The 19,438-nt window shown below is 74.0% G+C and carries 14 protein-coding genes, 1 tRNA gene and 1 pseudogene; 7 read left to right on the top strand and 9 right to left on the bottom strand.

Annotation, left to right across the window (positions count from 1 at the left end; genetic code table 11):
* Nucleotides 1–5: 5 nt before the first annotated feature.
* The 6 genes from TK50_RS20540 to argS all read right to left on the bottom strand — a co-directional run bounded on the left by TK50_RS20540 (nucleotide 6) and on the right by argS (nucleotide 10,125).
* On the bottom strand, nucleotides 6–827 hold the full coding sequence (locus TK50_RS20540) for a polysaccharide deacetylase family protein (protein ID WP_043966020.1): 822 nt from the start codon (nucleotides 825–827) through the stop codon (nucleotides 6–8).
* Nucleotides 828–984: 157 nt separating this feature from the next.
* Complete coding sequence (locus TK50_RS20535; RefSeq protein WP_043966018.1) at nucleotides 985–4,230, bottom strand: efflux RND transporter permease subunit; 3,246 nt, start codon at nucleotides 4,228–4,230, stop codon at nucleotides 985–987.
* Nucleotides 4,231–4,471: 241 nt separating this feature from the next.
* Nucleotides 4,472–5,521 carry a threonine synthase gene (gene thrC / locus TK50_RS20530; protein WP_043966016.1) on the bottom strand — a complete coding sequence of 350 codons (1,050 nt, stop codon included), beginning with the start codon at nucleotides 5,519–5,521 and terminating at the stop codon, nucleotides 4,472–4,474.
* Nucleotides 5,522–5,698: 177 nt separating this feature from the next.
* The gene (locus TK50_RS20525; protein WP_043966014.1) at nucleotides 5,699–7,006 is read right to left on the bottom strand and encodes a homoserine dehydrogenase; all 1,308 of its coding nucleotides are present in this window, start codon (nucleotides 7,004–7,006) and stop codon (nucleotides 5,699–5,701) included.
* A gap of 8 nt (nucleotides 7,007–7,014) precedes the next feature.
* The gene (lysA, locus tag TK50_RS20520) at nucleotides 7,015–8,400 is read right to left on the bottom strand and encodes a diaminopimelate decarboxylase (RefSeq protein ID WP_043966013.1); all 1,386 of its coding nucleotides are present in this window, start codon (nucleotides 8,398–8,400) and stop codon (nucleotides 7,015–7,017) included.
* A 60-nt stretch (nucleotides 8,401–8,460) separates the two neighbouring features.
* Entirely contained in the window at nucleotides 8,461–10,125 is a 1,665-nt protein-coding gene (argS, locus tag TK50_RS20515; protein ID WP_043966011.1) for an arginine--tRNA ligase, read from the bottom strand.
* Nucleotides 10,126–10,224: 99 nt separating this feature from the next.
* Here argS and TK50_RS20510 point away from each other — a divergent pair, with 99 nt between their 5' ends.
* From TK50_RS20510 to TK50_RS20495, 4 genes are all read left to right on the top strand, one after another.
* Nucleotides 10,225–11,040, top strand: coding sequence for a DUF3105 domain-containing protein (locus TK50_RS20510; protein ID WP_043966010.1), 816 nt, complete (start codon nucleotides 10,225–10,227; stop codon nucleotides 11,038–11,040).
* A 34-nt stretch (nucleotides 11,041–11,074) separates the two neighbouring features.
* Nucleotides 11,075–11,752: a DUF305 domain-containing protein gene (locus TK50_RS20505; RefSeq protein ID WP_043966009.1), complete on the top strand. Its 678-nt coding sequence runs from the start codon at nucleotides 11,075–11,077 to the stop codon at nucleotides 11,750–11,752.
* Between the two features lie 191 nt (nucleotides 11,753–11,943).
* Nucleotides 11,944–12,636, top strand: coding sequence for a winged helix-turn-helix domain-containing protein (locus tag TK50_RS20500; protein ID WP_043966008.1), 693 nt, complete (start codon nucleotides 11,944–11,946; stop codon nucleotides 12,634–12,636).
* A gap of 65 nt (nucleotides 12,637–12,701) precedes the next feature.
* Nucleotides 12,702–12,773: transfer RNA gene (locus TK50_RS20495), tRNA-Arg, on the top strand.
* 78 nt (nucleotides 12,774–12,851) lie between these two features.
* On the opposite strand, the gene TK50_RS20490 is transcribed toward TK50_RS20495, so the two are convergent.
* Nucleotides 12,852–14,432 carry a right-handed parallel beta-helix repeat-containing protein gene (locus TK50_RS20490; protein ID WP_241774059.1) on the bottom strand — a complete coding sequence of 527 codons (1,581 nt, stop codon included), beginning with the start codon at nucleotides 14,430–14,432 and terminating at the stop codon, nucleotides 12,852–12,854.
* A 293-nt stretch (nucleotides 14,433–14,725) separates the two neighbouring features.
* Between TK50_RS20490 and TK50_RS20485 the strand changes: the two genes are divergently transcribed.
* Both TK50_RS20485 and TK50_RS20480 read left to right on the top strand, forming a co-directional pair.
* Nucleotides 14,726–15,412: a TetR/AcrR family transcriptional regulator gene (locus TK50_RS20485; RefSeq protein ID WP_052503878.1), complete on the top strand. Its 687-nt coding sequence runs from the start codon at nucleotides 14,726–14,728 to the stop codon at nucleotides 15,410–15,412.
* Nucleotides 15,413–15,515: 103 nt separating this feature from the next.
* Nucleotides 15,516–16,682 carry an FAD-dependent oxidoreductase gene (locus TK50_RS20480; protein ID WP_043966004.1) on the top strand — a complete coding sequence of 389 codons (1,167 nt, stop codon included), beginning with the start codon at nucleotides 15,516–15,518 and terminating at the stop codon, nucleotides 16,680–16,682.
* A gap of 67 nt (nucleotides 16,683–16,749) precedes the next feature.
* On the opposite strand, the gene ligD is transcribed toward TK50_RS20480, so the two are convergent.
* Nucleotides 16,750–17,715 carry a non-homologous end-joining DNA ligase gene (gene ligD / locus TK50_RS20475; protein WP_043966001.1) on the bottom strand — a complete coding sequence of 322 codons (966 nt, stop codon included), beginning with the start codon at nucleotides 17,713–17,715 and terminating at the stop codon, nucleotides 16,750–16,752.
* A gap of 124 nt (nucleotides 17,716–17,839) precedes the next feature.
* Nucleotides 17,840–18,622, bottom strand: coding sequence for an isocitrate lyase/PEP mutase family protein (locus TK50_RS20470; RefSeq protein ID WP_043966000.1), 783 nt, complete (start codon nucleotides 18,620–18,622; stop codon nucleotides 17,840–17,842).
* Nucleotides 18,623–18,831: 209 nt separating this feature from the next.
* Here TK50_RS20470 and TK50_RS20465 point away from each other — a divergent pair.
* Nucleotides 18,832–19,368 (top strand): annotated as a pseudogene (locus tag TK50_RS20465) (TetR/AcrR family transcriptional regulator); the annotation flags it as partial.
* Nucleotides 19,369–19,438: the final 70 nt, after the last annotated feature.

Genomic DNA, 19,438 nt, shown 5'->3' with positions numbered 1-19,438 from the left:
GAAGCCTACCCGCCGGGCTGCGGCGCGCCCGCCTGCCGCAGCAGCTCGGAGACGGTGACGAAGGTGAACCCCCGGCCGCGCAGCCCGGTGATCATGTCGGGCAGGCCGCGCAGGGCGACCAGCCGGCGGGCGTCCCCGACGTCGTGGGCGAGCAGGATCGTGCCCGGCCGCACCCCGGCCACGATCCGCCGGGCGTGCCCGGCCGGGTCGTCGGGGAAGCGTGCCTCGGCCATCTGGAACGACCAGAGCACGAGCCGGTAGTCGAGCCGGGCGGCGGCGTGCAGCACCGCCCCGCCGAGGTGCCCGTACGGGGGGCGCAGCAGCCGGGGGGCGACCCCGACGCCCTCGGCGATCGCGTCGTGCGCCCGGCTCAGGTCGTCGTGGACCTCGGCGGCGTCGTGCCGGGCCAGGTCGTGGTGCGCCCAGCTGTGGTTGCCCACCTCGTGCCGGCCGAGCCGGCCGCGCAGCAGGTCCGCGTGCTGCCGGACGTGCTGCCCGACCAGGAAGAACGTGGCCGGCACGGCATACCGCTCCAGGGTGTCGAGCACCATCGGGGTCCACTGTGGGCGGGGGCCGTCGTCGAAGGTGAGCGCCACCAGCCGCTGGCCGGTGCGGGCCCCCCAGACGACCGACACCGCGCCGTCGCCGACCTCCTGCAGGTCGCCGCCGACGGTGGCGCTGGCCGGGCCGCCGGCCAGGGGCAGCCGCCGGTCGGCGATCCAGGTGGTCTGCACCGTGGCGCCGGCCCCGACGAGCGCGCCCCCGGCGAGCAGCCCGGCACGGCGCAGCACCGTCCGCCGCCCCCACCGGCCAGCGCCGTCCGCCATGGCCCGCTCCCGCGCAACAGCAGGTCACCCGGCGCGACCCGATACCGTCAGTATGCGACCTCTGACTCACCGTACCCGGTCGGATGCGCGACGCGGCCGGACACGCGAACGCCCCCGCCGGAGTGGAACCCGGCGGGGGCGTGGGCGGTCGCGTCGGCTACTCGGCCGGCGGCGGCAACGGCGACTGCCGGCTCTTCGGCAGGCGCAGCACCTCGAACTGGTCGGTGCCGTCCACCAGGGCCGCCGACGGCGCGGGCCGGGCGGGAGCGGCCGGCGCGGCGGCGGGCACGGGCTCGTCGGCCGGCGCCGGGCCGTCGCCCGTGGACTCCACCGGCGGTACGCCCCGGCGACGCTGCCGACGGGCCCGCAGCGACTCCTTGGTGTTCTCCACCATCGTGTACAGGGTCGGGACCAGGATCAGGGTGAGCAGGGTGGAGCTGAGCAGGCCACCGATCACCACGATCGCCAGCGGCTTGGAGATGAAGCCGCCCTCCCCGGTCAGGCCGAACGCCATCGGGAGCAGTGCGAAGATCGTCGCGACGGCGGTCATCAGGATCGGGCGCAACCGACGCCGGCCGCCCTCGACCACCGCCTCGCCGACGCCCATGCCCTGCGCCCGGTACTGGTTGATCAGATCCAGCAGCACGATGGCGTTGGTCACCACGATGCCGACCAGCATGAGCACGCCGATCAGCGCCGGCACGCCCAGCGGGGTGCCGGTGACCAGCAGCAGGCCGATCGCGCCGGTCGCCGCGAACGGCACGGAGATCAGCAGGATCAGCGCCTGGGTCAGGCTGCGGAACGTCGCCACCATGATCAGGAACACGATCGCGATGGCCGCGAGCACGGCCAGCCCCAGGTCGGCGAACGCGTCCGCCTGGTCGGCGCTGACGCCGCCGATGCTGATGGTCGCGCCGGGTACGTCGATGTCGTCCAGCTTCTGCTGGAGCTCCTCGGTGGTCGCGCCGAGGTTGGCGCCGGTCGCCGTGCCGGTGACCGTGACGCTGCGCTCCCCGTCGATGCGGGTCACCTGCTGCGGCCCCTCGGCCTGGGTGATGTCGGCGATGTCGTCCAGCTTGACCGGGCCGACCCGCAGTGCCCGCAGCTCCTCCACCGTCAGCGGCGGCTGCCCGCCGGAGCGCAGCACCACGTCCTGCTGGCCGCCGTCGAAGGTGACCTGCCCCAGCGGGGTGCCCCGGTAGACCTGGGCGACGAGCTGCCCGACGGCGGCCTCGGTGAGCCCCGCCCGCGCCGCGGCCAGCCGGTCCACGGTCACGTCCACCCGCGGCACCCGCTCGGCCAGGCTGGTCGAGACGTCCTCGACGTCGGCCGTGCCGGCCATGGCGGCCCGCGCCTGCTCGGCCGCCCGGGCCAGCACCTCGGTGTCGGCCGCCTGCACGACGACCTCGAGCTGGTTGGTCGACCCGCCGGCCTCGGCGCCGCCGAAGCTCAGCTCGCCGACGGAGGCGCCGAGGGAGTCGAACTCGCGGCGCAGCGCCCGCTTCACCTCGGCCACGTCGGTCTCGCCGTCGAGCGTCACGGAGAAGGTGGCGGCGTTGTTGCCGCCGCCGCCCGCCCACGGCTGGTCGCTGCCCCCGGCGCTCACCTGGTACGTCTCGACGCCTTCGGCCCGGTCGAGCACCGACTCGACCTGGCGGGCCGCCTGGTCGGTGGCGGCCAGCCCGCTGCCCGCCGGGAGCTGCTGGGTGATGGTCAGGGTGTCCTGGCCGGAGTCGTCCAGGAAGTTGGTCTTGAGCGCGCCGGACAGGACGAAGGTGCCGAGCAGCACCACCAGCCCCAGCCCGACGGTGATCCAGCGGGTTCCCCGGCTGCGGGTGGCGAACCCGATCACCGGCAGGTAGCCCCGCTGGAGCGGGCTGCGCAGCTCCTTCTCCTCGGCGGCCCGGCGGGCGGCCTCGTCGGCGACCCGCCCGGGCTTGAGGAACCAGTAGGCCAGCACCGGGATCACCGTGAGCGAGACCAGCAGCGAGGCGAGCAGGGCCACCGTCACGGTGATCGCGAACGGCGCGAAGAGCTGCCCGACGAAGCCGCCGACCAGCGCGATCGGGGCGAACACGGCCACCGTGGTCAGCGTCGACGCGGTCACCGCGCCGGCCACCTCGCGGACCGCCGTGAGGATCGCCTGCCGCTTCGGCTCGCCGTATTCCAGGTGGCGTTTGATGTTCTCCAGCACGACGATCGAGTCGTCGACCACCCGGCCGACCGCGATGGTCAACGCGCCGAGGGTGAGCAGGTTGAGCGAGTAGTCGCCGATCCAGAGCGCGATGAGCGCCACCAGCACCGACAGCGGGATCGAGACGGCGGTGACCACGGTGGAGCGCACCGACAGCAGGAAGACCAGGATCACCACGACCGCCATGACCAGGCCCAGCAGGCCCTCGGTGGTGAGGCTCTCGATGGACTTCTCCACGAACGGGGCCTGGTCGAACACGACGGTCAGGTCCGCGCCGGAGGCCGAACGCAGGTCGGCGAGGCGGTCGCGGATCTCGTGGGAGATCTCGACGGCGTTGCCGTCCGGTGCGGCCGTGACGGCGATGCCGAGGCTGTCCCGGCCGTTGGTGCGGGTGAACGAGGTGGCCGGGGCGAGCTGCTGCTCCACGGCCGCCACGTCGCCGAGCTTCACCGGGGCCGCCTTCGGCGCGGTCGAGGTGAGCACGATGCCCTTGAGGTCGTCGACGGAGCGGATCGGCGTACCCACCTGGACGGTGAGGGCCCGCGACCCGTCGCTGACCGCGCCGGCCGGCACGGCGACGCCGTTGGTCTTCAGGGCCGTGCCGATCGCGGTCGGCGCGAGCTTCGCGGCGGCCAGCTTCGCCGGGTCCGGGGTGACGGTGACGACCTGCTCCCGGGTGCCGGTCACGGCGACGGTGCGGACCCCGTCGATCCCCTCCAGCTCCGGCACCACGTTGTCGCGCAGCCGGTCGGCCAGCGCCCGCTCGTCGCCGCCGCCGGACGCGGCGATCACCACGGCCGGGAGGTCGTCGGTGGTGCCGGTGAGGACCTGCGGGTCGACGCCCTCGGGGAGCTGGCTGTCGATCCGGTTCAGCGCGGTCTCCATCTTGTTGACCACGTTGTCCAGGTCGGTGCCGAACGTGAACTCCACCTGGACGGTGGCCGAGCCCTCGCGGGAGGTGGAGGTGACCTTCTCCAGCCCGGGGATGCCCTGGATGCTGTTCTCGATCGGCTCGGTGACCTGCGACTCGACGATCTCGGGCGCGGCGCCGGGGTAGACCGCCACGACGAACGCGCCCGGGAACTCCAGCGACGGCAGGAGTTGCTGCTTCAACGACGGCACGGCGAACAGACCGAACAGCGTCGTGACCACGGCGATGAGGGCGACCAGCCCTCGGTTGGCGAGGCTGAATCTGGCGAGCAGCGACATCGGCGTGGCTCACTCCTGGGAAGAGAAGGGCGGGACAGCTCGGTAACAAGGAGTGTGCCCGACGCAATCATCCCGGCCGGGCCGGGGTCGCGCCGCCCCGCCCCGGCGGCGTGTCGCGCCCGTCGCCGCACGTGCGCGGGCCGCGCCCGGCGCCGGCCGACCCGACGGCGCGGCACGCCGTCCCCGGCCGGCCCGACGACCGGTCGCGTCGTCGCCCGGACGACAGCCGCCCGGGGCGGGCTCAGGCCAGGTCGAGGGAGCGGGCGGCGGCGAGGGCGTCGTTGCCGATGGTGATCGGGGCGGGAGCCGTGGAGATGGCCCACTCCGGGTCCTTCAGGCCATGCCCGGTGACCGTGCAGACGACCGTCGAGCCGGCCGGCACCTTGCCGGCGGCGGCCTGCTGGAGCAGCCCGGCGACGCTGGCCGCGCTGCCCAGCTCGACGAACGCGCCGACCTCGCGGGCCAGCAGCCGGTAGGCGGCCAGGATCTCCCGGTCGCTGACGGCGGCGATCAGGCCGCCGGAGGCGTCCCGGGCGTCGACGGCCTTCGTCCAGCTCGCCGGGTTGCCGATCCGGATCGCGGTGGCGATGGTCGACGGCTCGTGCACCACCTGGCCGGTGACGATCGGGGCGGCGCCGGCGGCCTGGAAGCCGTACATCTTCGGGGCCTTCGTGGCGTTGCCGTCGCGCAGGTCCTCCGAGTAGCCCATCCAGTAGGCGGAGATGTTGCCGGCGTTGCCGACCGGCAGGCAGTGGATGTCGGGCGCGTCGCCGAGCGCCTCGACGATCTCGAACGCGGCCGTCTTCTGCCCGTGCAGGCGGTCGGGGTTGACCGAGTTGACCAGCGCGACCGGGTAGTCCTGGGCGAGCTTGGCGGCCAGCGCCAGGCAGTCGTCGAAATTGCCGGTGACCTGGAGCAGCCGCGCGCCGTGCACCAGCGCCTGGGCCAGCTTGCCCAGCGCGATCTTGCCCTGCGGCACCAGCACCGCGCAGGTGATCCCGGCGCGGGCCGCGTACGCGGCGGCGGAGGCGCTCGTGTTGCCGGTCGAGGCGCAGATGATCGCCTTGTCGCCGTGCTCGACGGCCTTGGAGACCGCGAGCGTCATGCCCCGGTCCTTGAACGAGCCGGTCGGGTTGGCCCCCTCGACCTTGAGGTAGACGTCACAGCCGAGCCGGGCGGAGAGCACCGGCGCGGGCAGCAGCGGGGTGTTCCCCTCGTGCAGGGTGACGACCGGGGTGGCGTCGGTGACCGGCAGCCGGTCCCGGTACGTCTCGATCAGACCCCGCCACATGTCGCTCTCCTCACCTCTACCGCCCCGCCGACAGGCCGGGCACACCCAGCGTGGACCAGCCTCGCCGACCGGCGCACGCCGCACCTGAGCGTAACCACCAGGCGAGACGCGAACGCGCGCGCCGTGGCGTACCCGCCGCCCAAGCGAGGGCCGACGGGGGCCGGCGGACCAGCCGCGTCAGGCCCCGCCCTCGACCCGCAGCACGCTCGCCACCGACCGCACGATGTCCAGCCCGCGCAGCTCCTCCACGGTGGCGGCGAGCGCGGCGTCCGGCGCGACGTGGGTGACGATGACCAGCTCGGCGTCGCCGGAGCCGGCCGGGCCGTCCGCCGAGCCCTGCCGGACCGTGGCGATGGACACGTCGTGCCGGGCGAACACCCCGGCCACCGCCGCGAGCACGCCGGGACGGTCGGCCACGTCGAGGCTGATGTGGTAGCGCGTCAGGGCCTCCCCCATCGGCCGCACCGCGAGATCCGCGTACGCCGACTCGCTGGGCGCGCGCACCCCGGCGAGCCGGTTGCGGGCCACCGCCACCACGTCGCCGAGCACGGCGCTGGCGGTCGGCGCGCCGCCCGCGCCCCGGCCGTAGAACATGAGCTGCCCGGCCGCCTCGGCCTCGACGAAGACCGCGTTGAACGCGTCGCCGACGCTGGCCAGCGGGTGGGTCAGGGGGATCATCGCCGGGTGCACCCGCACGCTGACCGTCTCCCGGCCGGCGGCGTCGCGGCCCCGGGCGGCGATGCAGAGCAGCTTGATCGTGCAGCCCATCGCCTTGGCGCTGGCCACGTCGGCGGCGGTGACCTCGGTGATCCCCTCGCGGTGCACGTCGGCGGCGGTGACCCGGGTGTGGAACGCCAGCGAGGCGAGGATCGCCGCCTTGGCCGCCGCGTCGAAGCCCTCCACGTCGGCCGTCGGGTCGGCCTCCGCGTAGCCCAGCTCGGTGGCCTCCTCCAGGGCCTCGGCGAAGCCGGCGCCGGTGGCGTCCATCGCGGAGAGGATGAAGTTGGTGGTGCCGTTGACGATGCCGGTGACCCGGTTGACCCGGTCGCCGTGCAGCGAGTCGCGCAGCGGGCGCAGCAGCGGGATGGCCCCGGCGACCGACGCCTCGTAGTAGAGGTCGGCACCGCCCTCGGCCGCCGCGTCGTGCAGGGCTGGGCCGTCCTCGGCGAGCAGCGCCTTGTTGGCGGTGACCACGCTCTTGCCCGCCCGCAGCGCCTCGACGAGCCAGCCCCGGGCCGGCTCGATGCCGCCGACGACCTCGATCACCACGTCGACGTCGTCCCGCTTGATCAGGCCGAGCGGATCGGTGGTGAACAGCGCCTCGTCGACCGGCAGGTCGCCCCGGTCCCGGCCGAGCCGGCGCACGGCGATGCCGGCGATCTCCAGGGGGGCGCCGATGCGGGCCGCGAGGTCGGCCGACTGCTCGTGCAGCAGCCGCACCACCTCGCTGCCGACCGTTCCGCAGCCGAGCAGCGCCAAGCGCACAGGTGAGGTCATCCGACATCCAATGCGAGCAGGTCCTCTTCCGTCTCCCGCCGGACGATCAGTCGCGCCCGGCCGGCGCGCACCGCCACCACCGCGGGGCGGGGCACGTGGTTGTAGTTGCTGGCCATGCTCCGGCAGTAGGCACCCGTCCCGGGCACCGCGACAAGATCTCCGGCCTGCACGTCAGCGGGCAGGAATTCATCCTTCACCACGATGTCCCCGGACTCACAGTGCTTTCCCACCACGCGGGCGAGCAGCGGCTCGGCGGTCGAGGCCCGGGAGGCCAGCGTCGCCGAGTACGACGCGTCGTAGAGGGCGGTGCGGATGTTGTCGCTCATCCCCCCGTCCACGCTCACGTAGGTGCGGATGCCGTCGACGTTCTTGACCGTGCCGACCTCGTAGAGCGTGAACACCGCCGGGCCGACGATGGCCCGGCCGGGTTCGATGGACAGGCGCGGCACGGCCAGCCGCTCGGCGGCGCACTCCCCGTCGACGATCTTGCGCAGCCGCTTGGCCAGCTCCTGCGGGGTCGCCGGGTCGTCCTGGGTCGTGTACGCGATGCCGAAGCCGCCACCCAGGTCCAGCTCGGGCAGCTCGACGCCCCGGGCGTCGCGGATCTGCGCCTGCAGGGCGAGCACCCGGCGGGCGGAGACCTCGAACCCGCTGGCGTCGAAGATCTGCGAGCCGATGTGCGAGTGCAGGCCGCGCAGGTCCAGCACGCCCTCGTCGATGACCTTGAACGCGGCGGCGGCAGCCGCCCCGCCGGCCAGCGAGAAGCCGAACTTCTGGTCCTCGTGCGCGGTGGCGATGAACTCGTGGGTGTGCGCCTCCACGCCGACGGTGACCCGGATCAGCACGCCGGGGCGGACCCCGCGCTCGCGGGCCAGCGCGGTGAGCCGGTCGATCTCGGTGAACGAGTCGAGGACGATCCGCCCCACCCCCGCGTCCAGCGCCCGGGTCAGCTCCGCCACCGACTTGTTGTTGCCGTGGAAGCCGATCCGCTCCGCCGGCATCCCGGCCGACAGCGCGGTGGCCAGCTCGCCGCCGGTGCACACGTCGAGGAAGAGCCCCTCCTCGGCGATCATCCGCACCACGGCCCGGCACAGGAACGCCTTGCCCGCGTAGTAGACGTCGGCGTCGGGGAAGGCCGCCCGGAAGTCGCGGCAGCGCGAGCGCAGGTCGTCCTCGTCGAGCACGTACACCGGGGTGCCGAACTCGGCCGCGATCTCGCGCACGCCGAGCCCGCCGACGGCGAGCGCGCCGTCGGCGGCCCGGGTCACCGTGCGCGGCCAGAGCGGCGGCACCAAGGCGTTGACGTCGACCGGGGTACGCAGCCACGCCGGCCCCCGGCTGCCGATGTCGCCGTGCAGCGCGCCGGCCTCGTGAGCCCGCATCAGCGGTCTCCGCTTCGCGACTGCGGGGCTCGCAGGCTCACTCCTCGCGCTCGCACGCGATCACATCCTCTCCGGGGCGGACACGCCGAGCAGGCGCAGCCCGTTGGCGATCACCGTGCGGGTGGCGTCGTTGAGCCAGAGCCGGGCCCGGTGCAGGTCGGTGACCTCCTCCTCGCCGCGCGGCAGGATCCGGCAGTTGTCGTAGAACCGGTGGTACGCCCCGGCCAGCTCCTCCAGGTAGCGGGCCACCCGGTGCGGCTCCCGCAGCTCGGCGGCGGTGGCGACCACGGCCGGGAACTCGGCGAGCGCCTTGAGCAGGTCGTTCTCCTTGTCGTGGGAGAGCAGCTCGGGGCGGAACGCCTCGCCGTCGCCCCGGGTCAGCCCCACCTCGGCCGCGTTGCGGCCCACGCTGGCGGTGCGCGCCGCCACGTACTGCACGTAGTAGACCGGGTTGTCGCGGGTGGCCCGGGTCCACAGCTCCACGTCGATGTCGATCGGGGAGTCGCTGGAGTAGCGGGCCAGCGCGTACCGGGAGGCGTCCACGCCGATCGCGTCGACCAGGTCCTCCAGGGTGACCACGGTGCCGGCCCGCTTGCTCATCCGCACCGGCTGCCCGTCGCGGACCAGGTTGACGAGCTGGCCGATCAGGATCTCCAGGTTGACGGCGGGGTCGTCGCCGAAGCAGGCGGACATCGCCTTCATCCGGCCGATGTAGCCGTGGTGGTCGGCGCCCAGCATGATCACCACGCGGTCGAAGCCGCGCTCGCGCTTGTCGAGGTAGTACGCGCAGTCGGCGGCGAAGTACGTCCACTCGCCGTTGGACTTGCGCAGCACCCGGTCCTTGTCGTCGCCGAAGTCGGTGGTGCGCAGCCAGGTGGCCCCGTCGGCCTCGTAGAGGTGGCCCTGCTCGCGCAGCCGGGCCAGGGCGTGGTCCAGCTCGCCCCGGTCGTGCAGGTCCTTCTCGTTGAAGTAGGTGTCGAACTCCACCCCGAAGTCGCGCAGCGAGGACCTGATCTCCTCGAACATCAGCTCGACGCCCTCGACCCGGAACACCTCCTGGGCGGCGGCGTCGCCCAGCTCCAGCACGTCGGGCCGGCGGCTGCGGACCTCGGTGGCGATCTCCGCGATGTACGCGCCGCCGTAGCCGTCCTCCGGGGCGGGCTCGCCCTTCGCGGCGGCCAGCAGGGACCGGGCGAACCGGTCGATCTGGGAGCCGGCGTCGTTGAAGTAGTATTCCGTGCCCACGTCGGCGCCGGTCGCGCGCAGCAGCCGGCTCAGCGCGTCGCCGACGGCGGCCCAGCGGACCCCGCCGATGTGCACCGGGCCGGTCGGGTTGGCCGAGACGAACTCCAGGTTGATCTTCTGGCCGGCGAGGGCCGTGCCGGTGCCGTACGCCGGGCCGGCCTCGACGATCGACCGGGCGAGCTGGCCGGCGGCGGCGGCGTCGAGCCGGATGTTGAGGAAGCCCGGCCCCGCGATCTCCACCGACTTGACCCCGGGGGCCCGGCCGAGCTGCTCGGCCAGCGCCGTGGCCAGCTCGCGCGGCGGCACGCCCACCTTCTTGCTCAGCTGGAGGGCGAGCGTCGAGGCGTAGTCGCCGTGCTCCGGGTTGCGCGGTCGCTCGACGGCGGTGCGCCCCGGGAGCGCGGAGCTGTCCAGGCCCCGGTCGGCGAAGACTGCGTGGGCTGCGGAGAGGACGACCTCGGCCAGTTCTGCGGGAGTCACCGAACCATGTTATCGGGGGTAGACTCGGTCACTCGGCGGCCACCCTGCGCGTGAACACCGTCCGCCACCCACTCTGACCGACCGACCTGACGAGGCACGATGAGCATCAGCACCCCGGGCGGCCCGGAGCGCCGTCCGACCGTGGTCACCACCGGCAAGAAGCCGGGGGCGGGCCGGCCGGCGGCCGGCGCCAAGGCCGGGGCCGGCAAGTCGACGGGCGACGCCCCACGCCCCTCGGCGGGCGGCAAGGGCAAGGGCCCCCGCAAGCCGATCGCACCGGTGAAGGTGAGCCAGGGCCGCTCGTGGGGCCCGATCGCGCTGTTCACGGCAGTCGGTGTGCTCGCCGTCGGCATCATCGGCTTCGGCGCCTGGGCGACGTTCCAGGGCTCCAAGCCGTGGGAGGACCGGGCCGCCGACATCAGCGGCATCGTCAACTTCCGCAAGTCGGACCCGGAGCTGGTCAAGGGCAGCAACCACCAGCAGGGCTCCATCAAGTACGCGCAGTCCCCGCCGGTGGCCGGCCCGCACAACGCGACCTGGCAGAACTGCATGGGCAACGTCTACGACGCCCCGATCGCCAACGAGCACGCGGTGCACAGCCTGGAGCACGGCGCGGTGTGGATCACCTACCGCCCGGATCTGCCGGCCGACCAGGTGGCCAAGCTCAAGAGCAAGGTCGAGGGCCAGGAGAAGCTGATGCTCAGCCCGTTCGAGGGGCAGGACAAGCCGATCTCCCTCCAGGCCTGGGGCTACCAGCTCAAGGTCGACAACGCCGACGACAGCCGGATCGACGAGTTCATCAAGACGCTGCGGGTGAACGCCTCGATCGAGGGCCCCACCGCCAACTGCGGCGAGCCGGGCATCACCGCCACCGGCACCACGCCGCGTGACGGCGCCGCGATGCCCACCCAGTGACCCGGGACCGAGACCACCGAGGACGAGGACGCCGATGACCGCACCCACGACGACGGAGCCCGACACGGTCGAGGCCCCGGAGACCGGCGACGACGGTGGGGCGACGGGCGCGCGCCGTTTCGGCACGCTGGCGGTGGTCGCCGCCGTCGTGGTCGGCCTCCTCCTGGGGTACGCGGGCGGCCTGCTCACGCCGAAGCTCACCCGCCCAGGTGACGCCTCGGCCGAGGCGGGCTTCGCCCGGGACATGACCACCCACCACGCCCAGGCGGTGGAGATGGGGCTGATCGCGTTCCAGCAGGGCACCGACGCCGAGGTGGTCAGCATCGGCGGCGACATCGCCACCGGCCAGCAGGGCGAGATCGGCACCATGCAGACGTGGCTGCGCTCCTGGGGCCTCGACCCGACCGGGTCGCAGCCGCGGATGGCGTGGATGCCCGACGGCGCGGCGTCGATGAAGAACGGCCTGATGCCGGGAATGGCCACCCCGGAGCAGATGGCGAAGCTGCGGGACACCCCCCGGGGCCGGGAGAAGGACGTCCTCTTCCTGGAGATGATGATCCAGCACCACCTGGGCGGCGTCCACATGATCGACGGCATCCTGGACGCCAGCGACGACCCCGAGGTCGTGCGGGTGGCCCAGACGATGAAGAACACGCAGCAGACCGACCTCACCAACCTCACGGCCGCGCGCGACCGGCTCGCGAAGGGCTGACCCGCCGGGCCGCAGCACCGGAAGGCCCGCGTCCCGCCGAACCCGGCGACGGCGCGGGCCTTTCCCGTGTCCGCTCACGTTCCGCCGGCGAGCCATGTCCGTTTAGAAGCCATCCGACCCTTTGGCCAGCTTGAGAGAGTTTTCTACCCACATATCGTGACCAGTTGCGATTCGGGCTCGTTGCGCAGGACGTGGGGGTTGCACTCAGAGACGCACGGCGGTCGGTCACCAGCTGGTGCCGACGCCACACCATCGGCGGTGACGGGACGGTGGCAGCCGTCCGTCGCGGACAGCGGCAGGGCGAGCCGGGAGCCCTCAGCCGCGAACAGGAACTGGAGCTGATCGACGTCCTGCGCGGCGTCCACCCCGACGAGTTCGGCCTGGACGAGGAGCTGTGGACGCGGCAGAGCCTCACCACGCTCGTCCAGCGCCGCTTCGATCCCCGGGCCGACGCGGGCGCCGTCGGGGCGTACCTGCGGGCCTGGGGGTTGGGTCCGCGCGAGCCGCGCGAGCGCGCCTGCGGGCTCTGCGTCGGCGCGGTCGAGCGCTGGGTACGCCTGGAGTACCCGGCGATCACCCGGGCCGCCCAGGAGCACCTCGCCGAGGTCTACTGGCTGGGCCGGGTGCGGCTGCGCGGCACGATGCCGGCGGCCGACGTGGTCTCCGCCGTGTCGTCCCGGGGCCGGGTCCGCTTCATGATCACCACCCCGTCGGTCGACCCGCCGCTGCCCCGCGACTTCGTGCTGCGGCTCAGCGGGGCCGAGGAGAACCCGGTGCACGTCATCGTCGACGGCTCCTGGCCGAAGAACGAGTGGCCGCGCCGGCTGCCCCGGCGGATCGTCCTGCACCCGCTGCCGAGCTGCGGACGGGCGATCGCGGCCTGACCCGCCGGGCCGGATACCGATTCGGCGTTCGGTGGGGACGTTTGCTAGTCTTCTCCCGTCGCTGAGCCCCCGTAGCTCAGGGGATAGAGCACCGCCCTCCGGAGGCGGGGGCGCAGGTTCGAATCCTGCCGGGGGCACCTCGGATGAGCAACACGAAAGGCCGCTGACCAGGATCGATCAGGTCAGCGGCCTTCGTCGTGTCTCCGGCCTATCGGCTAGAAGCGGGCGCCCACGTCGGCGCCGTTGGACGGGCGCAGGAAGGTCGACGACGGGATCGAGCCGTCGGCGGTGCGCGGCCCGGTGATCGTGCCCGGGTCGGTGCTGGCCAGCGACCAGGTGCCGCCGATGTTCCACGAGTTGCCGCTGCCGGTGGAGGTCGAGCCCAGCGACGCGGCGGTGCCGTTGGCCACGGCGAGGTTCTTCGTCAGCGTGCTGGTGGACCGGTCGAACTTGAAGCCGGTCTCCGGGTTGTCCCACGCGGTGCAGTGGTCGATGGTGTGCCGGCCGGGGTTGTTGTTGTCGATGAAGCCGCCGACCGCGTTGCCCCACGCCATGCTGTTGCGCACGGTGTGGTTGGCCGCCACGCCGTTGCCGCCCAGCTTGAAGCCGTTGCCGTCGCCGGTGTAGTCCGGCAGGTTCCAGCGGTTGAAGCCGTTGCCCCAGGCCAGGCTGTTCTCCAGCAGGATGGGCGACTCGAACATCCAGAAGTCCAGCCCGTCGTCGGAGTTGTTCCACAGCCGGGCGCCCCGCACCACGTTGCCGGTGCCGGAGCCCTCCTTGATGGCCAGGCCGTCGGCGCTCTCCCCGTTCTTGCGGGGGTCGCGGTTGCCGTACGAGTCGAGGTTGACGACCTGGTTGTTGCTCGACGCGCCCTGGATCTGGATGCCCGACTCGTAGTTGTCCCGGGTCACCAAACGGTCGAAGATGGTGTTGTTGACGTCGAGCGCGAACACCGCGTACGGGCCGTGGACGATCTCCAGCCCGACGAGGCGCCACCAGTCGCCCTCGATGTGGATCGCGCCCCGCTCGGCGCGGGGGATGCTGCCGCCCACCGGCGCGGGGGTGTGCGGCATGTTCTCGCCGTCGATGACCACCCGCTCGGTGCCGTAGTTGCGCATGGTGATCGGCTGGCTCGACGTGCCGTTCTTGAGCAGCTGGAGGTTGGTGCTCGGGGCGTACGTGCCGCCGCGCAGGTAGATGGTGTGGCCGGGTTGGGCGAGGTCGACCGCGCGCTGGATGCTGCGCAGCGGGGCGGCCAGGGTGCCCGGGTTGCCGTCGTCGCCGTTGGTGGCCACGTAGAGCGCGTTCGTCGCCGGGGGCGGCGTGGTGGTGCCCGCGTCGACGTCGAGGTAGTCCACGTTGGGCAGGCCTACCGAGACGGTCGGGGTGAGCCGGACGGTGTTGCTGCCGGCGGTCAGGTTCACCGACACCGTCCTGGTCACCCACGTGCTCCAGGCGCCGGTGCCCTCGAACGCGAGGTTCTGCACGGTCGAGCCGTTGACGACCAGGTCCGCCGACCGGACCGTCGTGGCGCCGTTGGCGAACCGGATCTGCACCGTCGCCGCGCCGGCAGCGGCGGCGGTCACCGTGAACTGGGCGTACGCGCCGACGGCGTTGGTGGCGTTGCAGAAGCCGCTGCCGGAGTAGCCGGCCCAGTCCGCATCGACGGTGCCGGTGCATACCGCCGGGGAGGTCTCGGCCTCGTACCGGACGGGGGCGGCCTGCGCCGCCTGGGGTAGCACGACGAGCGCGCCGGCCAGCAGGCCGGTCGCGGCGATCATGGAGCTGACGCGCATGGGGGTCTCCAGGGGATCGAACTGGTCGCGGGACGGGATGCCCGTGGTCGGCCGGCCGGGCGCACGGCCGGCGCGCCGTCGATCGACAGCGCGCGGCCGGGGCGCAGGCGTGGCCGGTGCCGGCGTCGCCCGGAGACACCAGCTTGGAAAGCGCTTTCCACATGGAGGATGCCAAAGCCCATCAATGAAAGCAAGGCTCCCGGCCCGCACGCCCGCGCCGTCGCGGACCGGCATGGACAACCCGTCGCGGGGGCCCTTGCCAGGTGACGAACATGTTCGTTACGATCGCGTTCATGAGCCCTCGGCGCGTTCCCGTGAGTCGCCGCGACCGCCCCGCCAAGCCGCCGCTGAGCAGGGACGGCGTGATGAGCGTCGCCCTGCGTGTCATGCGCGAGGAGGGCCTGGAGCGGGTCACCATGCGCCGGCTGGCGGCGGAGCTCGACACCGGCCCGGCGTCCCTGTACGTCTACGTCGACAACTTGGCCGAGATGCACGCCGCCCTGCTCGACGCGCTGATCGCGGACCTTCCGCTGCCGTCCGGCGACGACGCCGGATGCTGGCGCGAGGACGTGATCGGCCTGCTCGACGCGTACACCCGGATCTTGATGGGTCATCCGGGCCTGGCCCGGTCGGCGCTGGTGCTGCGCCCCTCCGGGCCGCACTACCTGCGGCTGGTCGATGCGGTGCTGGGCCTGCTGCACGCGGGCGGCATCCCCGTGCGGCAGGCGGCGTGGGGCGTCGACCTGCTGCTGCAGCACGCCACGGCCACGGCCGCCGAACAGGGCACCCGGGACGGGTCGGCCGACGCCGACGGCGAGGTACGCCAGCAGGTGTCGGCCGTGCGCGACGCCGATCCGGGCGACCACCCCCACCTGCACCGCGCCCGCGACGAGCTGTTCTCCGGCACCGGCGAACAGCGGGCGCGGTGGGCGTTCAGCACCCTGCTCGACGGCCTCGCCGCCGGCCGGGGCGGCGACTGACCCTCCCCGGCCGCACGGCGGCTTTCCATGCCCGCGTCGAACGCGTTCGTCAAGAACCTGTTCGTCACCCGGAACCAGCAGCACCCACACCCGAAGGAGACCTGTGCGCACACCAGCGATCGGCATCGTCGGCGGCGGACTGGGCGGCCTCACGCTCGCCCGCGTCCTGCACGTCCACGGCATCCCCGCCACCGTCTACGAGCGGGACTCCGCACCGGACGCCCGCACCCAGGGCGGCATGCTCGACATCCACCAGCACAACGGCCAGGTCGCCCTGCGGGCCGCCGGCCTGCACGAGCAGTTCCTGCGCCTCGTCCACCCCGGCGGGCAGGCCGTGCGGGTGCTCGACCGGCACGGCACCGCGCACCTGGACGAGGCCGACGAGGGCGACGGCGACCGCCCCGAGGTCAACCGGGGCCACCTGCGCCGGCTGCTGTTGGACTCCCTGCCCGAGGGCACCGTCCGCTGGGGCGGCGGGATCACGGCCGCCCGCGCCCTCGGCGACGGGCGGCACGAGCTGACCCTCGCCGGCGGCGGCACCGCCACCACCGACCTGCTCGTGGGCGCCGACGGCGCCTGGTCCCGGATCCGACCGCTGGTCTCCGCCGCCGCGCCCGCCTACTGCGGGTTGTCGTTCGTCGAGGCCACCCTGCTCGACGCCGACCGCCGGCACCCCGCGCAGGCCGCGCTCGTCGGGTCCGGCATGCTGTTCGCCCTCGGCCCCGGCAAGGGCTTCCTGGCCCACCGGGAGACCGACGGCAGCCTGCACGTCTACGTCGCCCTGCGGCTGCCCGAGGACCGGCTCGCCGGCGTCGACCCAGCCTGCGCGGTCCCGGGGCACGAGCGGCCGGGCGACGACCCCGCCCGGTCCTTCCTGCTCGACCAGTTCGCCGGCTGGGCGCCCGAGCTGCGGGCACTGATCGCCGACGCCGACGGCCCCCTGGTCCCGCGCGCCATCCACGCGCTGCCGGTCGGGCACCGCTGGGACCGGGTGCCCGGCGTCACCCTGCTCGGCGACGCCGCCCACCTCATGTCGCCCTTCGCCGGGGAGGGCGCCAACCTCGCCATGCTCGACGGAGCCGAACTCGGCCGGGCCCTCGCCGCCCACCCCGACGACGTCGAGACCGCGCTGGCCGCGTACGAGCGGGCGCTGTTCCCGCGCGCCGAGACAGCCGCCCGGGAGGCCGCCGCGAACCTGGAGATCTGCTTCCGCGACGACGCACCGCACGGCCTCGTCGACCGCTTCGCCGCGTACGCCGAGGCCCGCTGACGGCTGCTCCGCGCACGCCGGGGCTCCGGCGGCGATCGGTGTACGCGGCGAAGCGGTCGCCCGGCCGCTACGGCGACTGCGCGGCGCGGCGGGCCCGCGCCCGCCGGCGGCCCTCGTGCATCGCCTGCACGCGGGCGACCGGGATGCCCCGCCCCTGCTCGACCAGGTCGGCGGGGAGAGGCTGCGGCGGCGGCAGCAGCCCCGCCCACGGGTCGCGGTCGGCGACCAGCGCGGGGACGGTCCGCACGGTGAAGTCGGCGGGGACGACCGCGTCGAGGTCGTCCCACCCCACGGGGTACGACACGGGCAGCCCCGGGCGCAGCCGGGGGCTGAAGGCGGCCACCAGGCTCGCCCCGCCCGCCCGGGTCGAGTCGACGAACACCCGCCCGCCCCGGTCCTCGCGGATGAAGGCGGTGGTGGCCAGCGCCGGGTCGAGCCGCTCGGCCCGTACGGCGAGGGCGCGGGTGGCGGCGGCGGCCTCCTCGGCGCTCGTCGCCCCGTCGACCGGGACGAGGACGTGCAGCCCCTTGGCCCCGCTGGTCTTGACCGCCCCGGCGAGCCCGACGTCGGCGAGCGCCTGCCGCACCAGCCGGGCGGCGGCCACGGCCACCCCGAAGTCCGCCCCCTCCGGCGGATCCAGGTCGAGCACCAGGTCGGTCGGGTGCCCCGGGCGGTCGACCGTGGACAGGGTCGGGTGGTATTCCACCGCGCGCTGGTTGGCGAACCACAGCAGCGTCCGCCGGTCGTCGCAGAGGGCGTACGACACGTCGCGGTGGGACGCTTCGGCCCAGACCGACGTTCGGCGTACCCAGTCGGGGGTGTACTTCGGCAGGTTCTTCTGCATGAACGGCGCCTGCCCGCGCAGCACCCGGACCACCGACAGCGGCCGACCCCGCAGCCAGGGCAGCAGCCGTCCGTGGACGGCGTCGAGGTAGTCGACCAGGTCCCGCTTGCTCGCCCCGGCGTCGGGGGCGAGGGGCTGGTCGAGGTTGGTCAGCGACACCCCGTCGCGGGTCTGCTCCGCGCTGCTCATCACCCCACCCTCGCGCCCCACCCGCCGGCGGGCAACCGGAACGGGCCCACCGGGTCGGCTGGCTGGGCCGGCTGGTTAGGAAGGGGCCCTTCCTGTACCGGAAGCCTTAACCAGGGGCCCTTCCTCACGCGTACGGGTTGGCGCCGGAGCGGACGGCGTCGAGCAGGCCGGCGATCCGCGCCTGACTGACCCGGTACGGGCCGGGGCCGAAGCTGACCCGGGCCACGCCCAGCCCGGCCAGCTCGGCCAGGCTCGGCCCGCCCGGCTTGAAGCCGACGTTCACCGGGGCGTCCACGGCTGACACGAGTTCCGCGATCCGCTCCGGCTCGGCGAGGAAGATCGGGTAGACGCAGTCCGCCCCCGCGGCCCGGTAGAGCCGCCCCCGGCGGATCGCCTCGGCGGTGCGGCCGTCCGGGTCGCCGGCCCCGCGCAGGTAGAGGTCGATGCGGGCGTTGAGCACCAGCGGCACCCCGGCCGCGTCGGCCGCCGCCCGCACGGCGGCCAGCAGTTCGGCCTGCTCCTCGGCGTCGTACAGCGCGCCGGTGCGCGGGTCGGAGTCCTCCAGGTTGCACCCGACGACCCCGGCGGCGAGCATCCGCTCGACCAGCTCGGCGGGGCTCAGGCCGTACCCCCGCTCCAGGTCGGCGGTGACCGGGACGGGCACCGCGCGCACCATCCGGGCGACGGCGGCGAACATCTCCTCGACCGGGGTGGCCTCGCCGTCGGCGTACCCGAGGGACTCGGCGACGGCGGCGCTGCTGGTGGCGACGGCCGCGAAGCCGGCCGCGACGACCGCCCGGGCCGAGCCGGCGTCCCAGGCGTTGGGCAGCACCAGCGGGTCGCCGGACTTGTGCAGGGCGCGCAGCGCGTCCGCGTGCTCGACGGAGGTCGATGGGTTCTCGGTCATCCCCGCATCATGGCACCCGGGGGGCGGTACCGGTTCTTCGAGCGGGCCGTGTCCGGCGTCGCTCCCGGCCGGTTCCTGGTCCGGCCCCGGCCCGTTCCGGCCCCGCCGCGGGCGGGCGTCGCTGTGGCCAACGCCACCCGATTCCTCTGACCGATCGGTCAGGGTCTGACCGATCGGTCAGGCATGCTGGTGGGCGGGAGGTGGCCGGCATGGCACGGGCGGTACCGGAGACACACGCGGAGATCCTCGCGGCGGCGGGGCGGCGGTTCGCCGTCACCGGCTACAAGGGCACCTCGCTGCAGGACATCGCCCGCGAGGTCGGCGTCTCGAAGGCCACCGTGCTCTACCACTTCGCCAACAAGGAGGCCCTGCTCAGCGAGCTGATGGCCCCGGAGCTGGCGGCGGTGGTCGAGCTCGACGAGCGGATAGCGGGGCTCGGCGGCGACCGGGCCCAGCGGGTGGCCGCCGAGGGCTTCGTCGACCTCGCGGTGCGCTTCCGCCGGCAGATCGCGCTGCTGCGCGGCGAGTTCCCCGTGCTGCTCCAGCAGCCGGCCTTCGCGCACGTGCAGCAGATCTCCGAACGGCTGGTCGCGGCGTTCGCCGGCCACTCGCCGCGCCCGGCCGCCCGGGTCGCGGCCCTGGTCGTGCTCGCCGGGATCGCCGAGACCTGCGGCGAGTTCGACGACCTCGACGACGACGAGCTGCGCGACGCGCTACTCGGCCTCGTCCGGCGCGCGCTGGTGCCCCCGGCCGACCCGCCGCCGCCCGGCCGGCCCGGCCCGCCGCCCGGCGGCTCCACCCACGACGGCTCCACCA

This window comes from Micromonospora haikouensis (genome assembly GCF_000876225.1).
Lineage (GTDB): Bacteria > Actinomycetota > Actinomycetes > Mycobacteriales > Micromonosporaceae > Micromonospora > Micromonospora haikouensis.
The sequence above is the reverse complement of the archived record's forward strand: the minus strand, read 5'-3'. Positions and strand labels throughout refer to the sequence as shown.